This is a genomic window from Mycobacterium sp. 852002-10029_SCH5224772 (assembly GCF_001667315.1).
Classification (GTDB): domain Bacteria; phylum Actinomycetota; class Actinomycetes; order Mycobacteriales; family Mycobacteriaceae; genus Mycobacterium.
The window spans coordinates 288,516-305,889 of the sequence record NZ_LZHT01000041.1 but is presented as its reverse complement, the minus strand read 5'-3'; the positions used below and the strand labels follow the sequence as shown (position 1 = coordinate 305,889).

The window sequence follows — 17,374 nt, the reverse complement described above, 5'->3', positions numbered from 1 at the left end:
TTGTCGTCGGCGTGGGATCCGCCGCCGCGGGCCCGCGTGCCCGCATGATTGGCCAATGACGCGCGCGGAATACACCTTCGCGCTCTACGCCGGCGCACTGGCTGAACCAGGCGACCGCAACCCCTATTCCGGCCGATCGCTGGTCCTCGCGAAGCTGTGGCAGCGCGGGTACGCCAGGAACCTGCGGGTGCGGATCAACAGCGGGCCGGGAATGCAGACGTACTTTCGAGGGCGCGTCACATGACCCCCTTCTGGCAACTGTTCGTCAGCGGCGCTGTCGGCAGCTCGCTCACCTACGCGTTCACCTGGTGGCGCGAGCACAAGCGGATGCAAGACGCATACCGAGCCCCGCAACGGCAGGCGATCGGCGACATACTCGCCGCGGCCCACGAGCTTCAACTGCGCGTCCTCAACTGGCGTCGCGTGCTGACGGACCTGATCGAAGAGATTCGACAGGACCGCGCGGACAACCTGCCGGCGATCAGCGCCCAGATACGTGAGACTGAAAGTGCTTACGCGGCAGCCTTGTTGGAAATGCGCCGCGCGTTAGAGGTCGGCTCCCTAACCGTGGTCGACGTGCGCTGCTGGCAGGAAATGGTCGTCGTGGCTGCCGCATTCTCTCGGTTCGACGAAGGGCCGAACGGCGGAGAGATTTCGACCGCCGACGCCGCGGAGCAGTTCGTCGCTCGGATCGGGGAGCGCGCCGACCAGCTGCGCGCAGCCGTGTCCGTACTGGTGAAGACAGCCAACGAACGTGTCACTCCTGCGGAGTCTCGTCGCAGTCGTCGCCAGCGTCGCAACGCACAACGTCAGCTGGCCGAGTACTTACGCCACGGAGATGTTCAGACCCCCGACGGCGGACCAGACGAGTAAGCACGCTCGCAGCCATCGTCGCGGCCGTATCTCGTCGGCGTCGACCCCGGTCCCTACTCGGCTTCCGGCTCAGTGTCGTCGTCCTCGATGATCTCGACCAGCTCAACGTCATCGCTGAAGCGGATCCGCCGGCGGTCGACGCGCGGCCGTTGCCCAGGAAGCGCCGCCCAGTGAACGGTGACGAGCCATGATCCGGCCGTGTCCGTGATGACCGGCGTCAGGTCGAGGATCCGTCCCATGATGTTGTAGCCGTCTCGTCCTTCGGTGACCAGCCGGCCGACGTGCTGCAGTGTCAGCTGCTCGCCCTTGATCAGCTCGGTCCGGATCCGTGCCCGCGCGTCTGGCTCTCCGACGACTTCGACTTCGCGCTCGTCGATCTGTGGCGTGTGCGGGGCCGGCTGCCGCTCAGCGTCGCGAAGCTCCGCCGCATTTTGGGCCGGAGTCTCGCCTTCGCGGGCGTCCGGTGCTGCTCCCGCGGCCGGCGTCGGTGCATCCGCGTGCGGTAGCGCTGCATCGAGCTGCGTCGGCTCGGCTGGCTTCCGCAGGCTCACGCGCCGCTTCTTCGGCTGCGATCGCGCTTTGTTGCTCGCCACCTTGACTTTTGGCCGGCGCGACAGCAGCGGCCGCGCTGGCGACAAACGCCGTTCGGCGAGGTCGACCAGCTCGGCGAGCAGGGTGTCGAGTGCGTTGGACGTGTCGTTCATCTGCCGCACGAACTCGCCGAAGCCGGCCGGCGTCGCGACCGCCGGATCGTTCGCGAGCTTCCGCAGCTCGGAGAAACGAACGTAGGCGGTCATCATCTTGTCCCGGCATGGTCCGTCGACCACCGTCAACCGTCCGATCGAGAACTGCTCATCGAGTGCCAGCAGACGGCGCAAGAAGGTGTTTAGGCTCGCGACGGCGGCGTCGTCGGTTGTCTTCCGGCCGGTGAGTCCCATGTGTTCGAGCGCATCGGACAAGCTGACCTTCATGTCGTTGGCCGCGGCAATGATCGCGCCGATCGTCTCCCGTTGCGGCGCCCGATACGCGTCGCGGTTGCGTCTGCGCTCCGCGAGCCACGTCAGCAGGCGCGCTGTCACTGCGCCGGCGAGGGCGCCCCAGATGCCCGCGGGAATGGTCCTGAGCCATTCGGCGAACGTCGTCATGCGCCGAAGATAACCGCGAGTCCGGCCGGCTCTCGACAATCGCCACAGCGTGTCACTCCGGCGCAGTGCCGTAACTGCGTCGCACAGATCGCCGCGGATCCCGTGTTCGGCGGCCGAGCCTAGCTCAATGCGAGCTCGTACTTATCGCGAATGTGGTCGACGCTCACCGCAAGGCCCTGCGGCAGCATGAAGCGCGTTTCGCCGTACGAAGTGTTATCGGCGTTAATCACTTCCTCTATCTGCGCCGGCGCCAGGTGGTATGCGGCGTTGGCGATGACGACTGCCACCACGCCGAGCGATTCCTTGCCCAGCAATGAGTACATCGTCGGCTCGTTGATCATCACGGGTGCGCCGCTCGCCCCGCGCAACGCGGGAAATGACAGCTCTATCGCCTCTTCGACCCCGATCTGTTCCAGGCCATCGCCGCGACCGAGCCGACGCGTCATGTGCCCCATCCTTGTCGCGGGATTGAGCATGATCCTGTTGCCCTCGCGGCGCGTGGTGCCGTACTCGTAGGTCATCAGGTTGGTGTTCTCCCGGAGGGCCGACCTGTCGAATTCCAGCTTCAAAGGACGCGGCGGTCGGTACTCGGTGATGCGCAGGAGCGCTAAGTCGTGCTGCGGCTCGCGGTCAATCAACGCGATCGGGTACGGCGGACGGGACAGATCGCTCATTGGCAGGATGCCGAGCGAGCCTTCCCATGCAGATATGACATGGTTCGCGGTGAGGAGTATTGAGCCATCGCCGACGACAGCGCCCGTGCCGAGGAACGGCCCCGCTCGCCCGTTTGGTTGCGCCGCGAAGATCGGCACGACAACGTCTCGCGGATTCAAAGAGTGAAAGTCGCCGTCCGTCACGGCACTAGGCTATCGAGCAATGCCGCCTCTTGAGAGGATCGCTAGTGACCGGCCAGCGCCGGCTTCGGCGGCGAGGTACGCGCCGATCAGGCCGGCCCATGCCGGCGGGAGCGGTCGCCGCGCGGGCCCGCTCACATCATGCCCAGCACGGTCGCAGCGAGGTCGAGCGCCTGGGCGACGCCGGCCGGGTCGGCACAACAGGGACCGCGGCCAGCGCGCACCGAGGCAGCACGACGGCGCAGCGACCCGACGGGATCCGCCTCAGTGCAGACGTCGAATGACACCGTGCTGGCGACCAGTCGAGCGGCGCGCCACTTGAGGCCGGCGAGAGCGCCTTCGGCGTGGAGTAGACCGGCGAGGTCTTGCAACAAGGCGCGGAACGCGGTGCTGCCCGTAGCGGCTTCCGCGGCGTTGACGATGAGGTCGAGCGCGGCAGATTCAGAGTTGGCGGGTGGGTTGCTGATAGGGGATGCCATACACCGAAGCTAGCCGCAGATATATTGAATTACCAAGTGTCGCAACATAAGTCGCACATATGTCGCAATCAGCGCAAGTGGTCGGAATTACGCATATGCCTGGAGAGGCGCCAATGCCACCCCCGACCGATCACGCCGCGACCGTGCCACGAATGCTGTACCTGATGCGCGGTTCGCGCTCCTGGGGAAGGACGTGACGGATACTTGCGGGGTGCCGGTAGGTGAATATGCGGGCGTCCCACTGCAGGATTCGGGCGATACGTGGCGGAACGGTGCCGTTTTTGTGCTGCGTGAGGCACCCCGGCGGTCGGTGTCGGTATCGCTAGACGGTTGGGTCACGAGCGTGGTCGAAGGCACCAAGGCCGTCGTGACTTGCGGCCCATCGACAGCGACTACCTTCGAAGCAGCGTTTAACGAGGCTTTGAGTGCTGCCAACCGAGGCTTGGACTATCTATCGGCCACGGCTGCGGCCCACTGCGCGATCCGTGACGCACTCGACGACTGCATCGTTTGGTGGTCCGGCCGCGACGGAACTGTCATGCGATCCAAGTTCATCCACACGATGCGGGCAGGCGTTAACGACCCGATCGTGACGGTAACGGATGCGGACGGCAACGTGGTTCCTTCGCCACCACCGCCAACTCCAATGGTCCACGATGCGTTCAGGTTTATGCGAATAAGCCGAACATCTGATGATCTGTATGACTCGTATCGGAACCTGTTTCTGGCGTTCGAGTGCCTACTGAGTGATATACGCCCGCCGCGTCAGATCGAGTCGCGACGGTCCTGGCAATGGTGGAAGTGGAAGGTACTGCGGCGCGGCGGTCCACCACCGAAGAGATGGGAGAGCGAACGGCAATGGTTCATGGATGCGCTGAGCGAGGCGCACGAACTGGCTTCGCTTGCGTCCCTGACGCCCTCGAATGTGACGAACCATCGAAAGTGGATCTACAAGAACATGTACCAGGCGCAGCGGTCGGGGCTGATGCACGCGAAGCCGGACCGTGGCCGGGGATACCTTTTGCCGCAGGATCAAGCACGAAGGGCAGAGCTGATCGAAGCGTTGGGAAAGTTGTGGGACTACATCAGAGCGTTCAACGAGAAGCATCTCGGCGTGCGCGCTCGGCGCAGTTTCCTCTACAGACACGGATGGGCGATGTTAGCCGACCCGCTGCTCACCGATGCCACCCTTTTCGCATCCGACGCGTCGGAAATGAGCCGAGAAGACGGTTCGTTGCCCGAGGGATCAACGACCGTCGAGTCACCGTCCACACCGCCAGAGGAGGACACGACGGACTACATGCTGAGAACCATCGCCGGTAGTTGCGACGCTCCGAAACTGCGTGGGCTTCAAGCTATTCGGATGATCGGTTTCACATCGAAGGCGATGAGCGTAACTTCCGAACTGACCGGACCGCTGGTAGTCGGTGATTCCGTAGCGAGGTTCGAGATTGTGACTGGACTACGCAACCACAACGAGTCGGAGGCTCCGCGCACCTTCTCGTCATAGCAGGCTCTGTGTGTCATAGATCTGATGCGGCCTTGCCGGCCCCGGTTGCGCCAGCGAGATCCGAGGCCGGGCGCGGCCACGTCGCGGCATTGCGTCGCAGTGCGCCGCTCGGGCCAGCCGAGAACCTCCCCGTGCCCACATCGTGCCCACAGTTACCGGCTATTCAGATGCATTTCGCGTGAACAACAGGTATGTGTTTATGCTGCTAGAAGCCATTTCGGGACGATGACGTGGGGGATGAATAGGGTTCAAATCCCTCCGCCACCGCCAAAGCTCCAACAGTTTTTGCCGAGGTATTCCCACCCCGATCCGAGGGACGCTCGTCGTCGGTTCTCGTGCGGAGCGGCAATCGTGAGCTTAGGGTCGACGAATGAACTGGATGACGTTAGTCGCCACTGCGCTCGTCCCTCTTGCGTCCGTGATTTCGAGCGCCACCGTCGCGATCTGGACGAAGCGCATCGACGCCAAGAACAAGGCGGAAGACCGGCGCCACGAACGAGTGCTCGACTTCGAGAAGCGGGCGGCCGAGGACAAGAAGGCCGTGTTGAAATCGCTGATCTCCGCAACGATGTACGTCAAACGCGCGGCCCAATACGAGGGCACTGGCACCGCCGAGGAGATCGCCAACCAGCGGCGCGCCGAGGCCATCCGAGAGCTCTATGACTTCCGCATGCGTCTGGGCCTCGACGACGGGGTAGCCGAGCTGTTGGTCTACGCCGCACCACTGGTGCGCGACCTGGTAAACCTGCTACTCGCCGAATGGGATCGTCAGTTCCGCGAGCACGGCTACTCACTGACCCAATTGGATTCGTGCAAGCGGCAATTGGCGCAGACTACGGCCTGCGCTGCCCCAATGGAGGACGCCACCGTGTACTACGAGGGGGAACTCAAGTGGTCCGAGTTGAGGAAGCAGGAGACGGTGTTTCTGGACAGGTTGGGCAGGGAATCGGGTCTCGACCTCGACGCACTCGTGGACATATGTGACCGCACCCTGGAGGCCGCGCACAAGGACTTGCGCGGCGGATATGGGCTCGAGTACTGAACCTCATGACCACCACCGATCGCCTCGACCGCAGCGCTGCGCTCAAACTGACGAAATTGGCCGCCAGAACCGTTCTCGCCGCCGGGTTGGGGCTGGCTGGTATGGGGCTGACCGCGGCCGTAGCCAACGCAGACCCCGTGCCGCCAAACACCCCCCAGCCAAACCCAACCGCACCCCAAAACCCGCACTCAGAATCAGGCCTCTGTAATCAAACGGTGGTTCCGCGTGACGCCCCGTTGCCGCCCTCTGGCTACTGCGGGTAGGACCGCCGTCCCCGCCGATTGGCGCTGAATGGCTGCGAACCACTAATTTTCCTGGGGTGACGTTCTCAGCTACCGGCGCCGTCGCGCGCTGGGTCGCCCCCTTGTTCACGGTCGCGGCCGTTGCCGGCATCGGTCAACTTGCCGACCCGGTGCAGGTCCGTCCCGCCCCGACGGTGCGTTTGGCCGCCGACGGCAACCCGTTGGACGGGGCCCCGTTCTACGTCAACCCCACGTCGGCGGCCATGCGTGCCGCGAGCAGCGCCGATCCGCCGAGTGCCGAGTTGACCGCGATCGCCAATACGCCGCAGGCCTACTGGATCGTCCCGGGCGGCTCCGCAGGAACGGTCGGGAAGTACGTCGGCGACGCGGCCGCCGCCGGCGCCATCCCCGTTCTCACCATTTATGGAATCCCGCATCGCGACTGTGGCAGCTTCGCTGCGGGCGGCATGGGGTCGGGCGCCGACTACCGAAGCTGGATCGATGGCATCGCCGGCGGTGTGGGCGCCTCGCGGGTGGCGATCATCGTCGAACCCGATGCGCTCGCCATGGCCGACTGCCTGTCGGGTGATCAGCGCCAAGAACGGTTCGACCTGATTCACTACGCCGTCGACACGCTGACAAAGGATCCGAACGCGGCCGTATACGTCGACGCCGGTCACTTGCGCTGGCACAGCGCTGAGGACATGGCTGCCAGGCTCAACCAGGCCGGTGTCGGCCACGCGCGGGGCTTCAGCGTCAACACCGCGAACTTTTTCACCACCGAGGACGAAATCGGTTACGGCGAGGCGATTTCCGGGCTCACCAACGGTTCGCATTACGTGATCGACACGTCGCGCAACGGTGCCGGGCCGGCGCCCGACTCCGGGCTCAACTGGTGTAATCCCAGCGGCCGAGCGTTGGGCACCCCGCCCACCGCCGCTACCGCGGGCGCGCACGCCGACGCTTACTTGTGGATCAAACGTCCGGGCGAATCCGACGGAACGTGCGGCAAGGGTGATCCCCCGGCGGGCAACTTCGTGAATCAGTACGCCGTCGATCTGGCCCGCAACGCGGGCCACTAGCAGGGGCTTTGGCCTAACCTCGCCACCGGCAGCACCCGAACGGATTCGGGATTCGCGACCTTCGATGGTTGCAAATGGGTAACATTTCGTTATCGAAAACAGATAAGCCAAGTATGCGGTACGAGGCAAACATGACGAGGAAAGTTGCGTTCTTCGCAGTCTTCTCGATCTGCACTGCCTTCATCACTGTTTCCGGTGCAGATGGGTTCGTTGCGCGCGCGGACGATCCGGGGACCGCGGTGTACAGCGGCATCAACCAGCTTCGCCAGGGATGCGGGCCGATCAGCGACGACCCTCGTTTGACCGAAGCGGCCCAGCGGCACGCCGACGACATGCTGCGCAACGGGGTGAGTGGACACATTGGCTCGGACGGCTCGTCGCCGCAGGCGCGGATCGCGCAGGCGGGCTATCGGAGCCGCTCCACGGGCGAAATCGTATTCTGGGGCACCGGATCCGCTGCGAATCCCCGCGAGGCCCTCGACATGTGGATGCAAAGTCCCCCGCATCGGGCGATCATTCTGAATTGCGCATTCAACGCGGGCGGCTTCGCCACCGCACGGGACGGCAACAAGATGACCGTGGTCGGTGACTTCGCGGTTTCGTAATCTATGCCCTACCAAGCATTTTCGGATCGCAATCGCCGGCAATCACACGTGAGGCAGCCAACCGGAGCCATGCGGTGACAGCACGAATCCGCGGCCTTGTGGGTCTTTGCATGCAGTCGTGCCTGAGTTGTCGACTCCGCAGATGATGCCGTTCACTGTGATGGAATGACCCGGTGGAAGCGGTTTTACGGCTTGTCCTTGAATCACGCGTGACGGTTCGCCCTCATTCGTCTGCTTTAGTCCGGTAGTGGTTCCGATCCAATTCACACCCGTGATTCCGGCATTGGGATTTGAAGGCGCTGGGGGTACCGCGGGCAGGTTATTCCCGCTGCACTGTGCTTGATCAGACGCGAAGTTGCAGACGATGCCGTCAGGCGTGAGGAAATAGACCGTTGGCAGGGGTGGCCGACCGGGGTTGGGAACATCGATCGTGTAGTCGCGGACGTTCACCGGGTCGTCTGCGCTCAGATCCGGAAATTTTGGCGGCTCAGCGTGGGCCGTGCATGCAACTGAGATCGCAGCGCCGGCCAGGGTGGTGATGCCGGCCAGCTTCTTGATGACCATATGCTTCCTATCGGTTCAGATTTTCTGTGATGCGATCAGTGATAGGGGCTGAGTTGGAACTCTCGGGTGTTGTACGGGGTGCCAAACGGCACGCCGTTCGCATCTTTGAGCGTATTCCATTGACTGGCAAATAATTTCAAATCGTCCAGCGTTGATCCCGGCAAGATATACCCGCCGTACGGTTGAGGGATGAATTTAGGAGCCGCTGGATCGCCATTCTGCGCGACCAGAGTCGTCGGCACGTTCGAGCCGAACATTTCGGTTGGATTGGCACCTACCCGCACTTCGATACTTCCTTGGTGCGCATCTACATCGAAACCTGACAGGACGGGCTTCCCACCGATTTCCCGAAAGCTGAGCTCGCCGTAGCGATTGGTGGTGAGCTGTATGGCCTGTTGTCCTGGCTTGCCCCAGTCTTTCCCGTTCCACGGCTGCCAGGTTGAACGATCGAATACGCTCCCGGGATCCGCGCGGTACATGGTGATGCCTCGGCTGCGGTCGAAGGAATCCGCAGCGATATAGACCTTGCCGTCCGAACCCTTGTATCCACTGATCTGGGTGGGCGCCTCGCTGGCAGCCCGATATGAGCCTGGCACCATCGTCCATCCTTTGCCCGGATCGCCGCTGACTTCGACCAGCCACGAAGCCGCCGGCTTAAGGTTCCCCGTCGTGCCGGTGACCATCATGTACGTTTTGTCTCCCAGGGTGATCGTCCCGGCTGGCAGCGTGTCGCTGATTCCGGCCTTGATCGCCTCCCCCGGCATGGTGAAGAGCTCGTGGCCACTATTCTCGGGTCCCGTTAGTGGCGCACCGAAATGTGGACGTCCGTCGGCGTCGAAGGTCACCGGCACGGCCACAGAGCGATAATGTTCGCCCTCGCCGACTTTATTGCCGGAGAACGAATCCCCGAAGATCGCCAGATACTTTCCGGGCTGCCCGGGCACCTCGACTACTTCCCCTAGATCCGCCGCACCGATACCTGGGATTCCGGGAATCCCGCCGGTACCGGCGATCGGCCCGAGATCTCTCACCTCACCCGGTTTCAGCGGGCTCTCGATCCACTCGTCTACAGCTTTCGGTGGGTCGTAACCGTCGGCATGCAGGGCGCCCATGGCTTTACGGAGAGTATCGGAGTACCTGTTGCGAATTGACGTCATTTGCTTGACGGCATCACGGACGTCGTCCACGGCATCGGCGTGCGCGTCTTCGTACAGTCTCCGCAGCTTCTCGCGTTCCGACTGGGGCAGATCGAACGTCAAATCTGTCTTGATGGCGGTCATGAGTCTGTCGAGGCCGCGGAGCTCACTGTCCAGAAGGGCGATCTCTCGAGCCCCTTGTTTCTGCGCATCGGCCAACGCGGCGGCGATCGTTTCCAATTCAGCACCGATCTTCGGCAACTGTTCGGACTGCGCACCAAGCATTTTGGTCACCCGCTGTACTTCAGCGGAGTCGTTGATGGGGTGGCCACCATCCTGATGGTTCCACGCCGCGGCGAAGCGTTTTCGCGCTTCCTCGAATGCGTGGTCGGCTTCGGCGGTGTGTCGACCCGCGCCGTGAAAGGCCTCCGCCAACTGCGAGATCTGAAACGGGCTACCCGCCTGCAAGCTCTGATTGATCGCCCACGGATCGCCGCCGGCCGACGCGATCAGTTCCGCTTCGCTCAGGTTTGTCAGCGTCATGGCGTCGCGGGCAGATGGCCAACACCGACGATCATCGCCGCCCCCTTCTGAGCTGCTACAACCCTACTACTGGGAGGCCGCGGCCGAGGCGATGTTGCGAATGAACGAAGCCAAGGCAGGCCGGTGAGGCCGCCACTGTATTTCAGGCCTGGCTACCGGCCAGCTTGCGAACCGTCAGAACTTCGATGTCTTGGAACGGTCGTCCCTCGGGCCGAATCAAGTCGTGGAACCACACTTTCGGAACCGCGGTGTACGGGTGATCCCAGGAATCCCAGGGGAAGTAGGTCTGGGTCTTGCCGGCGACCAGGCCCCAGTTGATGGCGCCGACGTTGTGGCGCTTCGCGACGGGCAGGATGCCCTGCACGGTGCTGCCCCGGGGCCGAGCCATGTATTCCGTGCACAGGATGGGCCGACCCAACGGGGTCAGCTCGTTGATCCGGGACTCGAACCCGGCGGGCTCGGCGTAGGAATGGAAGGTGACCACGTCGGAGTTGGCGAGCTGGATGTCGCTGATTGCGCTGCGGCCCTGGGGTTGTCCCCAGTCGCCGCGCCACACGCCGCTCGTGAGCGGCTGGCTGGGGTCGACCGCGCGTGCCCACCGAAACACCTGGGGGAGCAGGTTGGTGACCAGTTGCTCCTTGTCGCTTCGTTCGGTTTTGCGGTATTGGCTCGCAGGGTTGTCGGGTTCGTTCCAGAGGTCCCACCCCAGAACCCGGCTGTCGTTGCGGAATTGGGTCATCACCGCGGTGACGTAGTCACGCATGACCGGAACGTAGCGAGAGTCGCCGAGGCGTTCGGCGCCGGGGCTCTGCGCCCAGCCCGAGTTGTGCACGCCGGGGCGCGGCGCGCGCTGTCGACCCGCCCGGGGCTGCGGATCCCAACAGGAGTCGAAGAACACAAACAGCGGTTTGATGCGATGGCGGGCTGCGATGTCGACGAATTGCCCCAGCCGCGTTTGGAATCCGCGCTGATCGGCAGCCCAGAGCTGATCATGGAGGAACACCCGCGCGGTGTTGTGCCCGTAGAACTGAGCCCAGCCGAGCTCGGTGTCGATGCGCCGGGGATCGAAGGTATCGGGCTGAAACATCTCGAACTGGTTGATGGCGCTCGCGGGAATGTAGTTTGCTCCGACGAGCCAGCCCTGCGCTTGATACCACCGGTTGGCGCGATCGGGCGACCACCGGCCCGCTTCCTCCGCGGAGGCCCGGGGGACCCGGGTAACTGCGGCGCCTGCCGCCAGCAGCAGAGGGAGTTTCAGGGCCGTTCGTCGTTCCACGATGTGACGATAAGTTTCCGGGACGATTTCCCTGGGATTTGCTCAGCGCGTCGCGAGAGCTTGAGATAACAATTGTTACCGGGCCTTCATCGGCGCCGCCGAACGTCGGCCCCCACTCGTCATCGTGACCAATCCGTAATCATCGACGGCGGCGCGCCCGAGCCCTCGTGAAAGCCAAGGCGGTTAAAATGGGTCCCGCCTGTGCGTCAGACTCATTGTGGGACAACCGAAACCATTGTCCGCTCTTGGAGCGGCTAGCGCAGCTTGCGACCGTGGTTGTCTTTGACGCTGCCGGTGAAGATCAAGATCGCGTCGATGATCGCCCAGACGATGCCGCCGAGCAGTACCGGAAATCCCAGAAAACAGAACAGGCTGAAGAGGATTCCGAACAGACCCAGGCACAGCTGCGCCACCGCGATCTGAGTCGAGTCGATGTAGAACCGGCCGACACCGAACAGGCCGAGGAAGAGCTGAAGTAGGCCGGCGGTGGTGGCGGACTTATCCGACAACGGCAACCCGGTCGCCGGATCACGGCCGAACGGCGCCTGCGGGTCGACGTAGCCCGGGTAGCCCGGGTAGCCCAGATAGCCCGGGTATCCCGGTGGCGGGGAGTGCGGATTCGGTGGTGGTCCGTAACCGGGCGGCTGCCATCCCCATGGCGGCTCGCCGGAGGGATCCCCGGGTTGGTTGGGCGGCGTCGACATCATTTCGAGTTAACACGGCCTACGTCGGGCCGTCGACATCGGCCGCTGAGGGCGCCGAGGGGAAAATCGTTTGGGTGCAGTCGGGAAATCACTTCAAACTTCACCCCCGCGAGCGCAATACTGGACGGGTGCCTGATCGAAATGTGCTGGGCGGTCCGCTGGAACCGTGCGGCACAGAACCGCTGACCGGCTTCTACCGCGATGGCTGTTGCTCCACCGGCCCTCAGGACCTCGGGCGGCACACGATTTGCGCGGTGATGACCGCCGAATTCCTCGAGCACCAGCGTTCCATTGGTAACGACTTGTTGACGCCTGTTCCCGAGTACCGGTTCCCGGGCCTGCTGCCCGGCGATCGCTGGTGTGTGACCGCGCTGAACTGGCTGCGGGCTCACCACGACGGTTGCGCGGCGCCGGTGGTGCTGGCGTCCACGCACGAAAGGACCCTCGAGGTGGTGCCCCTGGCGGCGCTGCAGGAACACATGGTCGACGTTCCCGACGATCTGGCCAATCTGTAGGCACCGGGCGGGGGCGGGTTGTCCGCCGGCGAGGTGGGTGAACCGAGAAATCCCGCCGCGTCTAGCCTCGGTGTCATATTTCTCACCCGATGCGTCGAAGAGGGGTTCCGGTGGGTTCTGCGGTTGACGACATCGACTTCGACGACCTGACCGCACCCCAGCTGACCGACGTCCAGCGTCAAATCCTGGATTTCACCGAGGCCAACGCCGTCGCCTTCGACATCGACCGGATGCTTGCGGAGGCCATCGAACAGACCGGTCTGGAAGCCGGAGCCACCCATCTCGATGACACCGACGGCTTCGTTGACCGCCTGCGTGCGCACGTCGCGGCGATCGAGGCCGACGAGGGACTGCGCCAGCTCACCCGCGGCTCGCTGCGGCAGCGAATCGTCCGCCTGCTGCGCAACCGGGTGTCGCTCACCGAGCTGATCACGCGATATCCCGAGATCGAGTCCATCCCGATCGAGAGGCCCTTCATCGTCGTCGGGATGCCGCGTTCGGGCACCACGCATCTGGTGAATCTCATTGCCTCCGACCCGCGTCGGCGCGCGCTGCCGTACTGGGAGAGCCAGGATCCCATCCCCGCCCGCGGGCAGGGCCCCGACATCTTCGGCGTCGACCCCCGTTACGCGCGAGCCAAATCGGAACACGAAGCGCTGATGGCCAGCGCGCCCGTGGTGGCCGCCATGCACGACCGGTTCCCCGAGGCGATCGAGGAGGAGGTGGAACTCCTCGACCTCGATCTGGCCTCCTATGTCTTGGAATGGCATGCGCGGGTACCAGACTGGCGCGACTACTACCTGAGCCTCGACCAAACCCGCCACTACGCCTACATGAAGCGGGTGCTGCAGGCGTTGACCTTTCTGCGGGGACCGCGGACCTGGGTTCTCAAGAGTCCACAGCACTGCGAGCAGGTCGGCCCGCTGATGGCGACCTTCCCCGACGCGACGGTGGCCTTCACGCACCGCGACCCCGCCGCGGTGATCCAATCCGCGATCACCATGATGGCCTATTCGGATCGGCTGCGCCGTAACAGCATTGACCCGCACTGGCTGCTGGAGTACTGGGGCGACCGCGTGCATCGGCTGCTGAGCGCGTGCGTCCGCGACCGCGACCTGGTGGCCGCCGACCGCAGCATCGACGTCAGCTTCCACCAGTTGGGCGGCAACGAGATGCCGGTGCTCGAACGGCTGTACCGGTGCGGCGCTGTCGAATTACCGCAGCAGGTGCGCGACCGCTTCCAGCGCTACCTGGACGGCAATCCCCGCGGCAAGCATGGCCGCATCCATTACGACCTGCAACGGCACTTCGGCATCTCCGCCGACGAGCTGCGCGGCCGATTCGGCTTCTACTTCGACAAGTTCGACGTCCGCTCCGAATGAAGGAGTCAGCAGCGATGTCCGAACCTGTCTACCGCGGCAGGCCCGGTGCCGACGCGATGCGCCCGGCGTCCGCGCAGAAGGCCGAGGAGATCGCCCCGGGATTGTGGTGCTCGCCCGGCCTGTCCAACGCGTACCTGCTCACCACACCCGAGGGTCGGGTGATCATCAACACCGGCATGGGTTTCGAGGGTCCGGTGCACCGCGCGAACTTCGACGCGGTGGATTCGTCACCGGTGCGCTACATCATCTTCACGCAGGGCCACGTGGATCACGTCGGCGGACTGGACAGCGTGCGCGACCCCGACACGACCGTTGTCGCGCAAGCGAACTGGACGACGTGGCGAGACGACAACGATCGTCTGATCCCGTACCGCGCGAACCGCAGCGCCTTCGCGTTCAAAGACACGCTGGCCAGCGGCATCGAAGCGATCCGACGGCGTCTGGGGACGACGCGGCTGGCGGGCCAGAGCGTGCCCGTCGTTGACCTCGAATTCGAGGACACGCTGACGGTGGAGCTCGGCGGCCGACGGATGGAACTGATCTCGGTGCCCGGCGGGGAGACCACCGACTCGCTGGTGGTCTGGCTGCCGGAGGAGCGAATCTGCCTGTGCGGAAACACCTTCGGCCCGCTGATCGGGCACATCCCCAACCTCGTCACCATGCGCGGCGACCGCTATCGCGATGCGTTGGCGGCCATTGCCTCGGTGGAGCGGGTGCGCGGCCTGCAGCCCGAGCTGCTGGTGACGGGTCACTTCGAGCCCATCGCGGGGGCCGAGCGCATCGACGCCGAACTGACCCGGCTGCGCAACGCCATCCAATACATCCACGATCAGACGGTCGCCGGAATGAACGCCGGCAAGGATGTCCGCACCTTGATGCGCGAGATCACCCTGCCCGCGGAATACGAAGTGGGCCAGGGCTATGGGAAGGTCGCCTGGGACGTGCGGGCCGTTTGGGAGAACTACTCCGGCTGGTTCCACCATGAGTCGACCACCGAGCTGTACCCGGTCGGGTTCGACGCCGTCACCGCCGACGTCGTCGAGCTTGCCGGCGCCGATGCGCTGCTGGATCGCGCCCGGGGACACCTGGCCGCTGACCGTGCGCTGCACGCGATTCACCTCGCACAACTCGTGCCCGCCGAGCATCCGGGGGCTCGCGATGTGCTGCGGCACGCCCATGAAAAACTTCTCGCCAGCAGCACGAACTTCTGGGAAAGTGCCTGGCTGCGCAACGAGATAGCGAGGAATTCATGACGGAATTCGCACTACGGCCCGAGGATTTCTACCACACCGGCATCATCGTGCCCGACCTGGAGGCGGCGATGGCCCGGCTGAGTGCGCTGGCCGGTTACCGGTGGATCACTCCGATGAGCTACACCCTGCCCTTTCGCACCGCGAGTGGAACCCGGGAGATGACGTCGAGGTTCGTCTATTCGCTGCAGGCTCCGCACCTCGAGCTGGTCCAGGAGGTGCCCGGAACCCCCTGGGTCGCGGCACCCGGCAACGCCATCCACCACCTCGGCTACTGGACCGACGACCTGGCCGGGACGGCACAGTGGTTGGAAGACAACGGCTTTGCCTTCGAGGCGACCGCCGACACCGCCCCTCCGAACCTCGCGCTGTTCGCCTACTACGTCGATGCGGCCGGGACCCGCATCGAGATCGTCGACCGCACACTGTTCCCCGACTTTCCCGCGTTCCTGCAGGCGGCGGCCGGGCCGGAAGCATAGTGGGGCGGGGCCGGGCATGCTCTTGACGGTGCTGCGTTTCAACTTCGCCTCCCCACAAGGGGATCCGCGCGTGCAGGGCGAACTGCTGTCCGCTGCACTGGAATTGGCGCAGTGGGGTGAATCGCACGGCATCACGTCCATCAGTGTCGACGAGCATCACGCCACCGGTCACGGGTGGAGCTGCAATCCGATCATGGCCGCCGCGATGTTCTTGGCCCGGACCTCGACGCTGATCGCCAGCGTCGATTGTGCGCTGGGCCCGCTGTGGAACCCGGTCCGGCTCGCCGAAGACATCGCGCTCGTCGACAACATGAGCCACGGCCGGCTGCACACCACGGTGGGCCTGGGATACCGCACCGTCGAATATGATGCGCTGGGAGCCGATTTCGCTCGGCGGGGCGCACTGATGGACGCCCTGCTGGAGCGAATGTTGGCGGTCTGGTCCGGTGATGATCCGGACGCGGGAATCTGCACCGGTACGTGGACCCGGCCGCATCCACCGCTGTACGTCGGCGGCGGTGCGCGCGCGACGGCACGCCGGGCAGCCCGGTTCCGGCTGCCGCTCAGCCTGGCCGATCACCTGCCCGAGATTGCCGCCTACTACCGCGAGCTGTGCGCCGAGGCCGACATGGCGCCGTTCATTCTGATGCCGGGACCCATCAATCGCGGAATGATCTATCTGCACGAAGATCCCGAGCGGGCGTGGGCGGAACTCGGCGACCACATCCTGTGGGAGGCGGTCACTTACGGCGGATGGTCAACGGATCAGCGCTCGCTCATGCACCTGCCGGGTGTTGCGACCCTGGACCAGGTCAGGGCATCGGGGCGATACCGCTTCCTGACCCCGGATCAGCTGATCGAGGAGGTGCGCGACGCCGAGAACTACGGACCGCTCGTCATGCACCCCCTGGTCGGTGGGATGCCGGTCGACGAAGCGTGGAAGTCGGTCCGGTTACTCACCGACAAGGTGCTGCCCGCCCTGGCCTGACGCCGGCCCGCCGCTAACCCTCGCGGCGCTGCTCGAGCCATTCGGCCAGCGAGCGGCCGGCATCCAAGACGTGTCGTTCGGCGATCGTGCGGGAAAGTTCGGCGTCCTTGTCGCCGAGCGCGTCGAGAAGCTGTTGATGTTCGTCCAGCGAATGCTTTTCGTGCTCGGGAAACAGGGTCAGGAAGTTGCTCGGCACCACGCGCGCGACCTGCTTGATCTGGTTCAGCAGGCGAGGCGAGTGCGCGGCGCGGTGGATCATCTGATGGAAATGCCAGTTGGCCTCGCCGATGCTGTCGTCACCGGATCGCGCGACCACATCGGCTGCGAGCTCTCGCAGGGTTTCGAGCTCCGCGGGCTCGATCCGTTCGGCGGCCCACGCCGCGGCCTGTCCGGTCAACACCCCGAGAATGGTGAAGCTGTCCAGGACGTCGTCGGGGCTGATGCCGAGCACCGTCACACCACTGCGCGGGGCGACCTGGACCAGGCCCTCGAACGACAGCTCCAGCAGCGCCTCTCGCACGGGCGTGCGGCTGGTCGCGAATTCCGCCGTGATGGCGTCGAGGTCGACCCGCGAGCCGGCGGGCAGGACACCGGTGAGGATGCGGTCTCGGAGCTCGCGGGCGGCGCGCTCTCGGACCGTTCCGGAGATGTCGATCGCGGCCACCTGGGCATAATACCAAACGACAGGTCTAGCATTTGAAATCT

At 64.5% G+C, this 17,374-nt stretch carries 19 protein-coding genes; 11 read left to right on the top strand and 8 right to left on the bottom strand.

Going from position 1 to position 17,374, the window contains the following annotated elements:
• Positions 1-55 precede the first annotated feature (55 nt).
• Together A5775_RS09920 and A5775_RS09915 are read left to right on the top strand one after the other, a co-directional pair.
• Positions 56-244 (top strand): hypothetical protein, encoded by a 189-nt coding sequence (locus A5775_RS09920; RefSeq protein WP_067251287.1) that lies wholly within the window; start codon positions 56-58, stop codon positions 242-244.
• A complete protein-coding gene (locus A5775_RS09915; protein WP_067251285.1) occupies positions 241-873 on the top strand; it encodes a hypothetical protein in 633 nt (210 codons plus the stop codon). Before A5775_RS09920 ends, A5775_RS09915 begins: the two co-directional genes overlap by 4 nt.
• 53 nt (positions 874-926) lie before the next feature.
• Here the strand turns inward: A5775_RS09915 and A5775_RS09910 are convergent, their stop codons facing one another.
• The 3 genes from A5775_RS09910 to A5775_RS09900 form a co-directional block, all read right to left on the bottom strand.
• On the bottom strand, positions 927-2,018 hold the full coding sequence (locus A5775_RS09910; RefSeq protein ID WP_067251283.1) for a hypothetical protein: 1,092 nt from the start codon (positions 2,016-2,018) through the stop codon (positions 927-929).
• A gap of 119 nt (positions 2,019-2,137) precedes the next feature.
• Positions 2,138-2,875: a serine protease gene (locus tag A5775_RS09905; RefSeq protein ID WP_082952946.1), complete on the bottom strand. Its 738-nt coding sequence runs from the start codon at positions 2,873-2,875 to the stop codon at positions 2,138-2,140.
• Positions 2,876-3,006: 131 nt separating this feature from the next.
• Positions 3,007-3,351 carry an amino acid aminotransferase gene (locus A5775_RS09900; RefSeq protein WP_067251279.1) on the bottom strand — a complete coding sequence of 115 codons (345 nt, stop codon included), beginning with the start codon at positions 3,349-3,351 and terminating at the stop codon, positions 3,007-3,009.
• A gap of 343 nt (positions 3,352-3,694) precedes the next feature.
• Between A5775_RS09900 and A5775_RS24750 the strand changes: the two genes are divergently transcribed.
• The 4 genes from A5775_RS24750 to A5775_RS09880 all read left to right on the top strand — a co-directional run bounded on the left by A5775_RS24750 (position 3,695) and on the right by A5775_RS09880 (position 7,832).
• Positions 3,695-4,861, top strand: coding sequence for a hypothetical protein (locus A5775_RS24750; protein ID WP_231995138.1), 1,167 nt, complete (start codon positions 3,695-3,697; stop codon positions 4,859-4,861).
• 370 nt (positions 4,862-5,231) lie between these two features.
• A complete protein-coding gene (locus A5775_RS09890) occupies positions 5,232-5,903 on the top strand; it encodes a hypothetical protein (RefSeq protein WP_231995137.1) in 672 nt (223 codons plus the stop codon).
• 319 nt (positions 5,904-6,222) lie between these two features.
• Positions 6,223-7,227, top strand: coding sequence for a glycoside hydrolase family 6 protein (locus A5775_RS09885; protein ID WP_067251275.1), 1,005 nt, complete (start codon positions 6,223-6,225; stop codon positions 7,225-7,227).
• 131 nt (positions 7,228-7,358) lie between these two features.
• Positions 7,359-7,832, top strand: coding sequence for a CAP domain-containing protein (locus A5775_RS09880; RefSeq protein WP_197512481.1), 474 nt, complete (start codon positions 7,359-7,361; stop codon positions 7,830-7,832).
• Positions 7,833-7,874: 42 nt separating this feature from the next.
• Here the strand turns inward: A5775_RS09880 and A5775_RS24745 are convergent, their stop codons facing one another.
• From A5775_RS24745 to A5775_RS09865, 4 genes are all read right to left on the bottom strand, one after another.
• Positions 7,875-8,396 carry a hypothetical protein gene (locus A5775_RS24745; protein WP_082952944.1) on the bottom strand — a complete coding sequence of 174 codons (522 nt, stop codon included), beginning with the start codon at positions 8,394-8,396 and terminating at the stop codon, positions 7,875-7,877.
• Between the two features lie 35 nt (positions 8,397-8,431).
• On the bottom strand, positions 8,432-10,075 hold the full coding sequence (locus A5775_RS09875; RefSeq protein WP_067251272.1) for a DUF4185 domain-containing protein: 1,644 nt from the start codon (positions 10,073-10,075) through the stop codon (positions 8,432-8,434).
• Positions 10,076-10,217: 142 nt separating this feature from the next.
• Positions 10,218-11,351, bottom strand: coding sequence for a cellulase family glycosylhydrolase (locus A5775_RS09870; RefSeq protein WP_067251270.1), 1,134 nt, complete (start codon positions 11,349-11,351; stop codon positions 10,218-10,220).
• 254 nt (positions 11,352-11,605) lie between these two features.
• On the bottom strand, positions 11,606-12,055 hold the full coding sequence (locus A5775_RS09865; protein ID WP_067251420.1) for an NINE protein: 450 nt from the start codon (positions 12,053-12,055) through the stop codon (positions 11,606-11,608).
• A gap of 128 nt (positions 12,056-12,183) precedes the next feature.
• Between A5775_RS09865 and A5775_RS09860 the strand changes: the two genes are divergently transcribed.
• The 5 genes from A5775_RS09860 (at position 12,184) to A5775_RS09840 (ending at position 16,669) form a co-directional block, all read left to right on the top strand.
• On the top strand, positions 12,184-12,570 hold the full coding sequence (locus tag A5775_RS09860; RefSeq protein WP_067251268.1) for a DUF2237 family protein: 387 nt from the start codon (positions 12,184-12,186) through the stop codon (positions 12,568-12,570).
• 110 nt (positions 12,571-12,680) lie between these two features.
• On the top strand, positions 12,681-13,952 hold the full coding sequence (locus A5775_RS09855; RefSeq protein WP_067251265.1) for a sulfotransferase: 1,272 nt from the start codon (positions 12,681-12,683) through the stop codon (positions 13,950-13,952).
• 14 nt (positions 13,953-13,966) lie between these two features.
• The gene (locus tag A5775_RS09850; protein ID WP_067251263.1) at positions 13,967-15,205 is read left to right on the top strand and encodes an MBL fold metallo-hydrolase; all 1,239 of its coding nucleotides are present in this window, start codon (positions 13,967-13,969) and stop codon (positions 15,203-15,205) included.
• Complete coding sequence (locus A5775_RS09845) at positions 15,202-15,681, top strand: VOC family protein (RefSeq protein WP_067251260.1); 480 nt, start codon at positions 15,202-15,204, stop codon at positions 15,679-15,681. Before A5775_RS09850 ends, A5775_RS09845 begins: the two co-directional genes overlap by 4 nt.
• A gap of 16 nt (positions 15,682-15,697) precedes the next feature.
• Positions 15,698-16,669 carry an LLM class flavin-dependent oxidoreductase gene (locus A5775_RS09840; RefSeq protein ID WP_067251258.1) on the top strand — a complete coding sequence of 324 codons (972 nt, stop codon included), beginning with the start codon at positions 15,698-15,700 and terminating at the stop codon, positions 16,667-16,669.
• Positions 16,670-16,682: 13 nt separating this feature from the next.
• On the opposite strand, the gene A5775_RS09835 is transcribed toward A5775_RS09840, so the two are convergent.
• Complete coding sequence (locus A5775_RS09835) at positions 16,683-17,333, bottom strand: GntR family transcriptional regulator (RefSeq protein ID WP_067251256.1); 651 nt, start codon at positions 17,331-17,333, stop codon at positions 16,683-16,685.
• Positions 17,334-17,374 lie beyond the last annotated feature (41 nt).